Origin of the sequence: Pontibacter rufus (genome assembly GCF_015694705.1) — a bacterium.
Lineage (GTDB): Bacteria > Bacteroidota > Bacteroidia > Cytophagales > Hymenobacteraceae > Pontibacter > Pontibacter rufus.
This window is the reverse complement of the sequence record NZ_JADQDR010000009.1, coordinates 127,656-141,087: the sequence shown is the minus strand read 5'-3', so window position 1 is coordinate 141,087 and position 13,432 is coordinate 127,656. Positions and strand designations below refer to the sequence as shown.

10 protein-coding genes are annotated in these 13,432 nt (G+C 48.1%); 2 read left to right on the top strand and 8 right to left on the bottom strand.

Annotated elements, in window-relative coordinates; all coding sequences use genetic code 11:
* Positions 1 to 38 precede the first annotated feature (38 nt).
* The 8 genes from I2I11_RS15640 to I2I11_RS15605 form a co-directional block, all read right to left on the bottom strand.
* Complete coding sequence (locus I2I11_RS15640; RefSeq protein WP_196268669.1) at positions 39 to 590, bottom strand: hypothetical protein; 552 nt, start codon at positions 588 to 590, stop codon at positions 39 to 41.
* A gap of 374 nt (positions 591 to 964) precedes the next feature.
* On the bottom strand, positions 965 to 1,225 hold the full coding sequence (locus tag I2I11_RS21585; RefSeq protein ID WP_370582989.1) for a response regulator transcription factor: 261 nt from the start codon (positions 1,223 to 1,225) through the stop codon (positions 965 to 967).
* A gap of 185 nt (positions 1,226 to 1,410) precedes the next feature.
* Positions 1,411 to 2,211, bottom strand: coding sequence for a LuxR C-terminal-related transcriptional regulator (locus I2I11_RS21295; RefSeq protein WP_230680339.1), 801 nt, complete (start codon positions 2,209 to 2,211; stop codon positions 1,411 to 1,413).
* A gap of 1,023 nt (positions 2,212 to 3,234) precedes the next feature.
* Entirely contained in the window at positions 3,235 to 4,599 is a 1,365-nt protein-coding gene (locus tag I2I11_RS15625) for a GntP family permease (protein WP_230680338.1), read from the bottom strand.
* Position 4,600: 1 nt separating this feature from the next.
* The gene (dgoD, locus tag I2I11_RS15620; protein ID WP_196268667.1) at positions 4,601 to 5,749 is read right to left on the bottom strand and encodes a galactonate dehydratase; all 1,149 of its coding nucleotides are present in this window, start codon (positions 5,747 to 5,749) and stop codon (positions 4,601 to 4,603) included.
* 329 nt (positions 5,750 to 6,078) lie between these two features.
* Positions 6,079 to 6,732, bottom strand: a complete 654-nt coding sequence (locus I2I11_RS15615) for a bifunctional 4-hydroxy-2-oxoglutarate aldolase/2-dehydro-3-deoxy-phosphogluconate aldolase (protein WP_196268666.1) — start codon at positions 6,730 to 6,732, stop codon at positions 6,079 to 6,081.
* Positions 6,729 to 7,715, bottom strand: coding sequence for a 2-dehydro-3-deoxygalactonokinase (locus I2I11_RS15610; RefSeq protein ID WP_196268665.1), 987 nt, complete (start codon positions 7,713 to 7,715; stop codon positions 6,729 to 6,731). The genes I2I11_RS15615 and I2I11_RS15610 overlap by 4 nt, the downstream gene beginning before the upstream one ends.
* A 163-nt stretch (positions 7,716 to 7,878) precedes the next feature.
* Positions 7,879 to 8,907, bottom strand: a complete 1,029-nt coding sequence (locus I2I11_RS15605; protein ID WP_196268664.1) for an alcohol dehydrogenase catalytic domain-containing protein — start codon at positions 8,905 to 8,907, stop codon at positions 7,879 to 7,881.
* Between the two features lie 660 nt (positions 8,908 to 9,567).
* Between I2I11_RS15605 and I2I11_RS15600 the strand changes: the two genes are divergently transcribed.
* Positions 9,568 to 9,984, top strand: a complete 417-nt coding sequence (locus tag I2I11_RS15600) for a hypothetical protein (RefSeq protein ID WP_196268663.1) — start codon at positions 9,568 to 9,570, stop codon at positions 9,982 to 9,984.
* Between the two features lie 573 nt (positions 9,985 to 10,557).
* Complete coding sequence (cphA, locus tag I2I11_RS15595; protein ID WP_196268662.1) at positions 10,558 to 13,197, top strand: cyanophycin synthetase; 2,640 nt, start codon at positions 10,558 to 10,560, stop codon at positions 13,195 to 13,197.
* The last annotated feature ends 235 nt before the right edge of the window (positions 13,198 to 13,432 follow it).

Sequence of the window (13,432 nt, the reverse complement as noted above, 5' to 3'; positions counted from 1 at the left end):
TGGTTATGAATTAATATTTGAATAAAACTTCATTCTTTCTAAGTAAGAGCTTTACTCCATTCAAACTTTGGTCGAGCTTGGCCACCACTCCGCACAATAGCACCTGCCGTTGTAGCCACAGTCGCACGTGTCGGCGCAGGTACAGTGGTACCTGCTGGCGCAGCTACAGTTGATCCTACTGGTGCGGATCTTCCATTAAAATATAATCTCTCATAAGCTTTTTGCTGAATTTTTATATCTTTTACTGCTTTGGTATAACTTAAAATATTTGTCCAAAAGGCGGACCCGCCACTTGCCAATAGCCCTAATAAAAATACATGAAACTCCTTTCCGCCTATCAAAACCTCACTATTAGGTCTAAAGGAGCCATCATTTATAAAGCTTGCAGTTAACCAACAAGCAATAATTGATAAGACTTGCACAATAAATCTTCTTATTTTATCATTTGCTAAGTCAACTTCACCAGTGTTTGTTACTTTTTCTATGGCAAGCCATGTAATCCACGTTTTAATAATTGTTACTAATCTCTCACCAGCTAAACTAATAGCTAATACCACTGTGATTAATGTGGTTAAACTGTCAACATTCATATTCTGCTTTTAAATTTTTTTACACTTACCTATATACAAATCACAACAAAAGCATGTCCTCTGCAGCAGAAGGCATAGAAGGAACTTATTGTAACTTTTCAACGCCACGTAACGCTGCAGATTAGTTTGAGAACATATTCTTCAGAGCCCGTTTATAACAAGTTATTGCGCAAAAAAGAAATTTAACATACCCCTACTTTTAACATACCCCCTACTAATACTTTATGTGTAGACATTACATTTTTGATTATGTATTTTGTGCTTTTTAGTACGTATAGCTAGTACACGACTAATTTGATTCTTGGAATTGCTTGATAAAAGTGATGATTCTTTAGAATTTTATCCAATACTGATAATTCAGTATTTCAGTATTATTATATAAGGCTATTAGAGATGGCAAACTGTATAAGGCCACCTGTTTGCGTATTATGTGTCTTCTCTATAATTTTTTTACGGTGTGTATTAACTGTATGGAAGCTAATACAGAGTTTATCTGCAATGATATTGCTACTGTACCCCTCAGCCGTCAATTTTACAATCTTTAATTTTCGCTTAGAAAAGCATAGAATCAGGTTGATATTTTCATCATCATAAATTGAAAAGAAGAAACAAGTCCCATTAGAAGTCGATATCACAGAAGCAATTTGCTGCACAAATTGCTTCTTGTGGGAGAATCAAAGTATATGCTACTTCTTGCTTGAAGCTTAGTCTGCCTCTGCTAATGGTTTTCAGCCATTATTTCAACTCTTATCTTTCACATTCAAAGAACAACCAAAGCTAAGCTTAGTCGAAAGGCTTATCAATACTGATTTTTCAGTATTTATAGTGTCAAACCACGTGATGATGCAAATTGTATCAGCTCGCCTGTGTTCTTAGTTTTCGTCTTTTCAATCATGTGCTGGCGGTGGGTATTTACCGTATGGAAACTGATGAAAAGTTTGTCGGCAATGAACTTGCTGCTGTGTCCTTGTGCCAGCAATTTTACTATTTCCAATTCCCGCTTGCTCAAAACTGCCCGGAGCGGCTGGCTTTCTAGTTCATCGGAAGTATAGAAAATAACAGAATGATCAACTGTGGAAGTGACAGAAGCGATTTGCTGGCAACTCTTTTTCCAGCTTGTAATCTCGTTACAGATTCCTAAGATGTGCGTGATATTACCTTTGCTGTCTTGTTGCAACACCGCTATTTGTTCCAAAATTCTTACCGCTTCCCCATTTGGTTTGATAACACGATAGTCAAGGTTAAACTTGAACTGGGCCCGGTTGGCAGGTGGAACATCTATGATAAAACACCAGATTCTTTTCAATAACTTCCAGGTATTTACCAAGTCTTCAGGATGCCTGATTTTATTAATAAAGTTCTGCCCATGGTCAGTAAATAACATGGAGTCGTAGCCAAAAATCTCCTGCGTGTTGCTGCTGATGAATACGAATTCCTGCGTGCGTAAATCGAATACAAATGATACAACGGGAGCACTCCTAAATATCAGTTGAATGCCCGGATTGGATACAATAGAATGTAAAGCGTCTGTCTCCAGGGGCTCATACGCCTGGTTCTTCCAGATTTCTACTAATTCCAGGTATTCTTTAGGTAATCCCTCTTTCTTTGAATCTTTGCCCATCTTTATGTTCCTTTCCGCGCTGTTGCCTTAAAAGATTAAATATCATTTGTTATGTGTTTTAATATGCTTTATAAATAAATTCCGGCATTACCAGTTCTAACTCCAACTTGCCTGAAACTGAAGCATTATGCTGTTAAATAGCTTTAGCAAGCTGCAGGTATGCGTTATGAAATTCCTTTTATAAGTATCCGGACAGCATTAACTTAGGCTATTATTATCCTGCTGCAAGTATCAATTACGCCCTTGTTACAAGAAAGCTTGTCAGCGAGCTTTATGTCCGCTTCATAAGCCTTCTGACATCCGCTAACAGGTTTCGGGAATCCTGTTAGCGGATTTTCAACTTTCAGAATGTATGAATCAGTTTGTACTTCAAACCAATTTTGTACAGGTACTTATTGGTATATAAGGTTACTGAACCTATAATGCATTAAAAAAGAAGAATTATCTCAAGAAGTAACATGATGATTTTACTACAAATTTATCTTCTATAGCAATATTTATCCTTTGCAAGAGTTTGGGAGCACTTAAATGGCACCAAACTAAATTCCAAAATGTCAAAAAGTAACTTTTAATCCTTTGTACAAGAATGAGTTACATGCTCTGCCAGACAAGTCTAAAGAGCAAATGCGAATAAGCCCAAGATTTGAACATGTATAATGATATGTGGCTGGCTCAGGAAGGTGCAGATAGTGGGCGGAAAGTATGGCTGCGACACCAGTCGGCCTGGTTAAGGTGGCCTTAATTGCACCGGTTTACAGACCGCTTTAGCCGGCCGGAATCCCATAGCAGAGCGTCCCTAAAATTTTTATTTTTTATACTTGCCACAACTTCCTGGTAGATGCTCCCGTATAGGAGAATGGCTAAAAGTTGAAAAGTTTTCTATAAACTTATCATAAACAAAAGAGCCCCTCATCCCGAGGGGCTCTTTTGTTTATAGACCTTAACAGCAGTTAGAACAGGCTGAGGCCAGGTATAAAGGTATGAAATGAGCGCGGCATAGAGCTGTTTGAAACCCGACCTGTTTTACTTCACTACCAGAGAAACCATCAGAATAAAGATAAAAGCCGTTACCGATATAATGGTTTCCATTACTGTCCAGGATTGCAGGGTTTCTTTCTCCGTCAGCCCCAGGTACTTTTTCACCAGCCAGAAGCCGCTGTCGTTTACGTGCGACAGGATGGTGGCCCCTGCAGCAATGGCCAGGCAAATAAGGGCTTTCATGGGATCTGAGATTTGCAACTCCACAATGATGGGAGCCATCATCCCTGCGGACGTAATCATCGCCACCGTAGCTGATCCCTGGATAATCCGGATGATTACGGCTAGTATATAGGCCATGAAGAGCGGCGCTACATTGTAGGTGATGAACAACTGCGCCAGCGCCTCCCCTGCTCCACTGTCTACCAGTATCTGCTTATACATGCCGCCGGCTCCCGTTATCAGGATGATCAGGCCAGCAGGCGTCAGAGCTTTATCCGAAAACTCCAGGAGCTGGCTGGCATTATATCCTTTCCTGATTCCTAGAAAGTAAGCGGCCACCAGGGTGGCGATGGTGAGCGCCGCAAAAGGATGCCCTAAAAACTGAAACAGGCTTACCCAGTAATTCTCGCCCGACAATTCTCCCAAGCCTACCACCATATCGAGGGAAGTGGCAATCAGGATGAGAAATAGCGGCAGGATGATGATGAACAGAATCATCAGGAAATCGCTCCGGCTCGATAAGACTTTCTCTTCGCTGAACTCCACAAAATCCGGCGGCCCCACCATGATCTTCCTGCTGATGTACTTGCCGAAAACAGGTCCCGCTAAAGCTGCCGCGGGCAGCCCCACCACTATGCCCAGCCCAATCATCCAGCCCAGGGGGGCGTTCAGGATTTCAGCCACAGCCACCGGGCCGGGTGTCGGGGGAATAAAGGAATGGGTTACTGCCATTCCGGCCAGCAGCGGGATGGCAAAATGCAGGAGCGAGCGGCCCGACCTTTTAGCCAGCGCATACACAATGGGGACGAGGATGATAAAGCCCACATCCAGAAACACCGGAATTGATACAATAAAGCCGGTGAGCATAAGGGCCCAGTGGGTTCGCCGTTCGCCAAAGGCTCCGATGATGTGCTGCGCCAGGATTTCGGCGCCCCCGGAAACTTCCAGCAGTTTCCCCAGTATGGCCCCGAGCCCCACAACAATCGCAATGAAGCCCAGTATGTTGCCCATCCCTTCCTGCAGGCTCTCGATCAGCTCCATGAAAGGCATGCCCGCCGCCAGCCCTACAAAGGTACTTGCCAGCAGCAGCGCCACAAAAGCATGTATCTTCAGGCGCATGACCAGCACCAGCAGCAGCACGATGGAAGAAATGGTAATTAGTAAGAGGTAGGTTGTTTCGCTCATCATATTACCATTCTGCTATGCTGCCGTCAGGGTGCCTCCAAACTGGATTTCTCCAGTTGTGGCCGATTTTGGCCATCTCCCTGACATGCGTCTCGTTTACTTCTATACCAAGTCCCGGACCTTCCGGTATCTGTACGTAGCCTTCCCGGTAGGCAAAAACGCCGGGGTCTACGATATAATCCAGCAGGTCGCTGCCCTGGTTGTAATGGATGCCCAGGCTCTGCTCCTGGATGAAGGCATTGTGGCAGGTGGCGTCTACCTGCAGACAGGCGGCCAAGGCAATAGGACCCAACGGGCAGTGCGGCGCCACCGCCACATCGAAAGCCTCTGCCATCGAAAAGATTTTCTTGCACTCGGTAATGCCGCCGGCATGCGACAAATCGGGTTGGATGATGTCGACGTAGCCTTCCTTCAGAAGCGTTTTAAACTGCCACTTCGAGAACATCCGTTCGCCGGTAGCGATGGGAATGGCAACATGATTGGCTATCTCCCGAAGTGCCTCGTTGTTCTCCGGCAGCACCGCTTCCTCAATAAACATGGGGCGGTACGGCTCGAGCGCCTTCGCCAGTATTTTAGCCATTGGCTTGTGTACCCGGCCGTGGAAATCAATGCCTATTCCGACACCCGGTCCAACTGCCTCCCGGACGGCCGCAATGCGGGCAACGGCATGGTCTACCTTATCATAAGAGTCCACGTACTGCAGTTCTTCGGTGGCATTCATTTTAAGGGCCGTGAAGCCTTTGGCAACCATCTCCTGCGCTGCAACGCCCACGTCTGCCGGACGGTCTCCCCCTATCCAGGAATAGACTTTCATCGTATCCCGGGCCTTGCCCCCGAGCAGTTGGTATATAGGCGCACCGAAAAATTTCCCTTTTATATCCCACAGCGCCTGGTCTATGCCAGCAATCGCACTCATCAGAATCGGGCCGCCCCGGTAAAAGCCTGCCCGGTACATTACGTTCCAGTGGTCCTCTATGTGCATGGGGTCCTTCCCTACCAGGTATTCCATCAATTCGTCCACGGCCGCCTTTACAGTGGCCGCTTTTCCTTCAATCACAGGCTCGCCCCAGCCGGTAATCCCCTCGTCTGTCTCAATCTTCAGAAACAGCCAGCGCGGTGGCACCTGAAACAATTCATAGTTTATGATTCTCATCCGATAGTTTTATTTTTATATGTATCAGGGTAGAATGAACTTCCCATATTTTTCATCCTGCAAGTATAAATCCAGCACCTTGCTACAGGAGAATTTATTAACAAGCTTTATATCCGCTTTATAAGCCTTACTGACGCTCACCAACAAGATTCCCCGAATCAAGTCCGGGATTTATACTTGCAGAATGACAGCATCTGTTTATACTTAAAACTATTATTGTACAGCTACTTAGAAGAACACGGTTAAACAGGGTTGAAAAGATCCCTTTTGTTTTTAGGATTGAAGAAAAGTTAAGATGCTGCAATATTTCCCCGTACCTGCTGCCCTGGTCAGTTCATCTGCTGCATAAAGTGGCGGTACTTTTCCGCAAAGCCGGAAAGATGGCTTTCCAACTGTTCCCATTGTTCGTTTTCAATTAGCGCTCTGGGAATAAGGTGGCTTCCCATGCCGAGCCCCTTCGCGCCTGCCTTTAGAAATTCTGTAAAATTTTCCTGCGTAATGCCGCCGGTCGGCAATAGTTTGATATGGTTGAGGGGAGCGAGCACCTCTTTTATATAGGCGGGTCCGAACTGGCCGGCCGGAAAAACTTTGACCATACTTGCCCCCAGGATCCAGGCCCTGTATATCTCCGTTGGCGTAAAAGCTCCCGCAAACACCGGCACACCGCTTCTGATACATGCTTTGATGACATCTTTCTTCACGATAGGCGTTACCACGAACTGCGCCCCGGCCTGAAGCGCTTTATCCAGATCTGCCAGCGTACAGACGGTGCCCGCCCCGATGTTCAGCCGCTCACCGAACATCTTCACCAGCGAGGAGATGGTTTCTGCAGCCCCCGTTGAATTCATGGTGACTTCAATGGTGGTGAAGCCTGCATCACGGTAAACGGTAAACAGCTTTTGCATGTGCTGTGGCGGCACATTTCTTAAGATGCCCACCACCGGCATCTTCTCAAAGGCCTCCCAGGAGAAAGACGAATTCATACATTACGATTAAAGTGGCTGTATATTTTTAACTGCCCGCGTACAACGGCCTCCTCCGCCCAACCGGCAGGAAAGACATGCGCATTGTTTTTTATCCCCAAAACATCCAGGGCTGTTTCGTACCTGAACTGCAGATGGGATTCGCTGCAAACATATACCGGTAGATCAGCTGCGGACGACAGGCTTTCCAATTCAGCCCCTAACAGCAGTCCGCTCAGGTAGTGAAAGTTTTCTTTTTTGGAGAGCTTTCCGAACAAATCGTTTGTCCTGACACGGAAAGCCTGGTGTAGTAAGTTGGTGTCTATGGCATCCCTTACGCCTTCTTTAAAGCGCTGCAGGCAGTTGGGATGGTGCAGATCCTCATTCTTTTTTATTCCCCCTTTCAGGATGCTTTCCCTGCACAGCAGATCAAAAATTTCCCCGGTCATATAGGTTTTGAAGCCGGTTACCTGCCCGTCCTTCACCTTTATATGCTTGGAATGCGTTCCCGGAAAAATATAGATCCCATTCACATCCGCCGCTCCGCTATCAGCTATGATGCCTACCAATTGCGTTTCCTCGCCCCGCATCACGTCATCGTTGCTCTTAACCCCTGAAATCAGCAGCACCGGATGAGCAAAGGCAGCGTTTGCCTCAAAACAAGCTGTTTCTATATTCTTACCATCCACACCAAAAGGGAGAGAGTTGTAGGGGAGTTCGGCCATGCCGATGGAGGAGGAAGCCATGCCTGAAATGACAAGTGGAACACCGGCCAGGGATATACCCTGCTCCTGCTGTATTTCATCTATAGCCTCCCCGATTATCCGTAAGTAGAAAAGTAACCGCTCTTCCGGGTTGTTCTTTTCCCTTTCACCCAGGCTGTTAAAAGTGGCAGCAATTCCTTTGGAGGACTTCTTTGTGGCCAGTATCTCCGCATTTTCTGTCCGCACCAACCATAGCCGAAAAGATGAAGTACCCCAGTCGCAACTCAGGAATTGATCCATAGAAAAAAAGTTCGTTCGCCTAAAATAAGGAATATACCGGCTAAAATACAACCTTTATTCAGATACACGGCGGGCTAAGCGCAGGTTGTAGGGACAGGTCTGGTTGAGGAAAAGGTGAGAATTATTTATGCTATAAGTTTCACTTCAGGCAAGCGAAAGGTTACTATTCCCCTATCTTTACCACCACCTTTCCTATTGTTTTTCCTTGCTGAAACAGGTGAATGGCTTCCTGCATTTCTTCAAATTTGTAAATCTGTCCGATATGCTGCGGCCTCAGTTGGAGCGCCTGTAGTTCGCCAAGCATGCGGTGCATCATGTCCGTTTGCTCGTAGAGGTAGATGAGGTTAAAGCCCATAAGCGACTTGTTCTGGGTGGGCAGGCGCAGCGGATCTATTTTAGGGCGCTTAAAGTATTTCCAGAGGAGAGCGGGATAGTCAGGTTTGGCACCATGGCTCGAAAAACTGGCATTGCCATATACTATCATCCGTCCCATCGGGGCCATTGCTTTCCAGCCCTGCATCAGGATTTTACCGCCGATACATTCCATAACCAGGCGCAGCGGACGGCCGTCGAGGGCACTTACCAGTTTCTCATAAAAATCATTGTCCCGGAGAATGACTTCATCATAGGCTTCCTGTGCAAGCAGAAAACTGACTTTGTTTGCCCGGCCCACACTGCCGATGGTATAAGCGCCATACTTTTTGCAGATGCGGTTGGCCAGAATACCCACACCGCCTGCCGCACTATGAATCAGCACCGTCATGCCGCGTTGCAGGTTGCCCAGTTCTGTGAGGGCATAATAGGCAGTGAGCCCCTGCACCAGGAAACCTGCTCCTTCCTCAAAGCTCCATTCCTCGGGTAGGGGGATAACGTAGCGGTGGTGGATGTTGATGTGCGAACCATAGCCGCCAAACTTCGTCGCTCCCATTACTTTGTCGCCCACTTTCCATTCTTCCACCGCCTCGCCTATGGCTATAATCTCTCCGGAGAATTCCAGCCCGGGTATAAAGGAGCCCGCAGGGGTGGCGCTGTAGAGGCCCTGCATGGCAAAGATATCCGCGAAATTGAGCCCGATAGCCTTCACTTTTACGCATACTTCGCCGGCTTGGGGCTGCTCCAAATCTTCGGTCAGCAGTTTCAGGTTTTTGATGGAACCAGCCCTGGACATGCGGTAAACCTGGCGTTCGCGCATAAGCTATACTTTATTTTAAGTTCCTTTTACTTTCTATAGCACAACGTGCCGGTAGCAGATATGTTTCCGGCTACGTGACCAGGTACAAGGTCCGAAATCCGGTAGCCAAAGCCTTTTGGTTGACTATAAATGAAATATTTAGTGGCTATAAAACTGGCTGAAGTATAAAATATGCGAACCAGGGGTTAAAATCCTTGTTGCGCTTAGCTACCCCGAAGTACTTCGGGACAGGCCGGTTGCCTTTGCTGCCGAAGGGTAACTTCTTTGCTGGTGCGAGCTTGTAGCTCGCACTTTTTTCCTATAGATGTGAAGGTACGAGCTACAAGCTCGCACCAGCATAGGAGCAACAGCAGAGACTAAGCCTTATTATACTTGCCTGGCCAGAAAAACGCAAAACTTTCTCGTAAAGAATCCAAGTCAATATAATTCAAATTGTAACTCCTGATTCGCATAAAATGTATAGCATTACATTCCATACGTCAGCTTCCCAATATTTTCAGAGGTGAAGTATGGAATGTAAGCTTATCCAACACCAAAGCGCCGGCTGCCACTGCTGTTTTGCAGGCATCCTGTTAAACAGTCTTTGCCATAAATTAGCCCGGAAAGTATATCCCGCACCGCCCTGCTCGCGTTATAAAAATAGAGTTAACAGGTAAACAAATGAGAATTAAGAATATACAGTGCAGCCTGGTGGTCTTTTGCTTTCTGGCCAACATGGGCATGACCGGATGCCAGACCAGCACCGCACCAGCTGGTATCGCCAACACAGAAACCGCAGAAAACAGAAGCCTGGCGCCCCGGCGGGTGGATATAAGGGGGAGTATTATAATGAGCCGCTATAACCAGGGACAGGTCATGCTGGAGGTAGAAGGCTCCCCTTCACCGGATACCCGCTATGACAGAGCGTATGTGCTCGTGGTGCCAACCACGCAGATTATAGGCATTGACGGGCAGGCTATCAGCCTGAGCGAGTTACGGCAGGGCCAGAATGTAGCCATCCTGTTGAGAAACGGCGGCAAAGGAAATTTCGTGGGCCTCGGTGTTGCCCGGAAGGTATGGATAGAAGATATCTTTTGAATTACAGCGTGTGGGCATCTTTAAATTGAGCAGGTATAGGTTACGCAAGGCCCCGAAAACCCATTCCGGTTGTTCACTGTGGGCTGCTTAAAAATATTTCACTGATTTTTATACCTGCTGCAACTTCCTTACAGATGCTCCCGTATAAAAGCATGGCTAAAAGTTGAAAAGTTTTCTAATAAACTTATTCATAAACAAAAAAGCCCCTCACCCCGAGGGGCTTTTTTGTTTACAGGTTATAGGCTCTGATCAGATGTCGCGCTACATGAGCCTAAGGTGCCCTTGCACTAAATTGCCGGAGAAGCCTGAAAGATGACGGCCGTTTAACCGTAAACCGAACCCAATACATATGCCATTCTTAACCTGGCGCACGACCGCTCATCTACGTATTACTACTTACCTGCCATCACTTAGCACCCATTTTAGTTTGATAGGGCTTATTTCGTATGGCAGTGCTGTCGTTGCCGCCTGGTTTTCGTATAACAAAGAGATTGCTGCTGCAACGTCTCCTTGTGTTGATTTTATACTTTATACCCCCTACCGGTTGCTATAAAATCCGTATTTACGATACTTATGAAAATTGTCCAACTTAAAATCATGCGCGGGCCGAATTACTGGTCTATCAAGCATCCGAAAATAATTGTGCTGAAACTGGACCTTGAGGATCTGCGGCACAACCTGACCAGCGAGGTGCCCAACCTGGGGCAAAAGCTTCAGAAGCTCTTGCCGGGCATCTACAGGCACCGCTCCTCTGAAGGCACTGAAGGAGGCTTTATCAGGCTTGTGAACCAGGGAACAACTTTTAGCAAAGCGGTGCAGCATATCGCCCTGGAACTGCAAACCATGGCGGGCATGAGCAGCGGCTACGGCAGGTGTTATGCAGCCCCCGAACCGGGCGTAGACTTTGTGGTGTTTTCGTACCAGGAGGAACGGGCAGGTGAATACGCAGCCGAGGCCGCCGTGCGCATTACGGAGGCGCTGGCCAGGGGCGAACGCGTGAGCGTTATCCAGGACGTGGCCAAGTTGCACCAGATCCGGGAAGATGAATATTTCGGGCCGAGCACGGAAGCCATTGTGCAGGAAGCCGTTAACCGCAACATTCCCTATATTCAGAACAGGCAAAGCGGGCTCATCCATTTGGGTTACGGCATTTACCAGAAGCACATACAGGCAGCGATGACGAATAAAACGTCCTGCTTTGGCGTAGAAAGCGCGGGCGATAAAAACGTAACCAAGCGCATTCTGGAGGAAGCAGGAATACCGGTGCCGCGCGGCCTGACAGTGTACAACACGCGCGAACTGGAGGAAGCCATCGAAGAGCTGGGCTACCCTGTTGTAACCAAGCCGCTGAACGGCAACCAGGGCAAAGGCGCCAGCATCAACATACAAAACTGGAAAGATGCCACGAAAGGTTTTGCTGAAGCCCAACGCTACTCCGAGGCCGTGATAGTAGAGCAATTTATCAAGGGTTTCGACTACAGGCTGCTGGTGATAGACGGCAAATTTATCGCGGCAGCCAGGCGCACACCGGCGATGATCGTCGGAGATGGCAAGTCCACTATCCGGCAACTGGTAAACCAGGTAAACAAGGATCCACGCCGGGGTGTAGGCCACGAAAAAGCGCTCACGCACATTAAAATAGACAAAATCAGCAGGGGCATCCTGCGCGAAAAAAACCTCACGCTGTTGTCTGTGCTGGCAGCCGGGGAAGTGCTGTACCTGAAAAAAACAGCCAATCTGAGCACAGGCGGCACTGCCACCGACGTAACCGACCTGGTGCACCCCTACAATGTGCTGATGGCCGAGCGTGTTGCCGGCATTATTGGCCTTGATATTTGCGGCATAGACGTAATGGCCAGCGACATTGCCATTCCGCTGCCCGAAACCAGGGGCGCGGTGATAGAAGTAAATGCCGCGCCCGGCCTCCGGATGCATATCTCCCCTACCGAAGGCCTGGCACGCAACGTGGCCGAGCCGATAATCAACATGCTGTTCCCGTATGGCTGCCCTTCCCGCATCCCCATCATTGCGGTAACAGGCACCAATGGTAAAACCACCACTGCGCGCCTTATTTCGCACATCCTCAACTTTAAAGGGTATAAAGTGGGCTTTACCACCACCGACGGCATTTACATCCAAGGCAGCCGCATCATCAAAGGCGACACCACCGGGGCCTACAGCAGCGAGTTTGTACTGAAAGACCCTACTGTAAACTATGCCGTGCTGGAATGTGCGCGCGGCGGCATGCTGCGCTCCGGCCTGGCCTTTAAACAATGCGACATCGGGGTGGTGATGAACGTATCGGAAGACCACCTGGGCCTTGGCGATATTCATACCCTGGAAGATATGGCCCGGGTGAAGGCCGTAATACCCAAAACCGTATGCCAGGACGGATATGCTATCCTGAATGCTGACGATGACCTGGTGTACGGCATGGCCGCCGGCCTGCGTTGCAAAATAGCCTACTTCAGCCTGAGCGAAGACAACCCGCGCATCATCGAACACATTTCCAAAGGCGGGCTGGCTGCTGTTCTTGAAGACGGCTATATCTCTGTTTTTAAAAATACCTATAAGATACGGATAGATAGGGTGGGCGACATCCCGCTTACTTTTGGCGGCAGGGCCCGGTTCAATATCTACAACGTGCTGGCAGCTACCCTGGCCGCCTACACGTCGCACATCGAGATAAATGAAATCAAGACCGCCCTGCGCACCTTTATTCCGTCCGCTGAAACTACCCCGGGCCGTATGAACCTGTTTAAGCTGCCCAAGGCCGACGTGCTCATCGACTATGCCCACAACACTGCCAGCATGGAGGCTATCAGAGACTTTATCAGCCACACACCCGCACACCACAAAATCGGCATCATTGCAGGCGTGGGCGACCGCCGCGATGAGGATCTGAAATCTATTGGCCGCATAGCCGCCGAAGTGTTCGACGAGATCATCATCCGGCAGGACAAAGATTTACGCGGCCGTGAGGGCAAAGAAATCAACCACCTGCTGAAGGAAGGTATTTTTATGGTGAAGCCGGAAATGGAACCCCTGGAAATAAACCAGGAAGCCCGCGCGCTGGCCTATGCCCTGGAGTATGCGCCGGAAGGTTCTTTTATCACGCTCTTTGCCGAAGACATACCCGAAGCAGTGAAACTGGTAGAAAATTTCCGCGTTATCCAGCACCGCAACGCCACCACCGATCAGCGGGGTGTATAGGTATATTGGTTTGAGTAGTTTATGGATTTGCTAAAAAGCCCTTGCGGGATCTCCGGATACTGCGGGGCTTTTGAGTTTTGGACCTCTGAAAGAGTTGGTGCCAGGGAGAATTCATTAACCCCGGCCTTATACCTAAGCTGTAACATGCGTTGTGTTAAAGGATGGCAAAGTACATTTCGTGATAAGTGATGGGGCAAAAGAAATCCTGACAAAGCACGAAAGACTTTCATTTTCA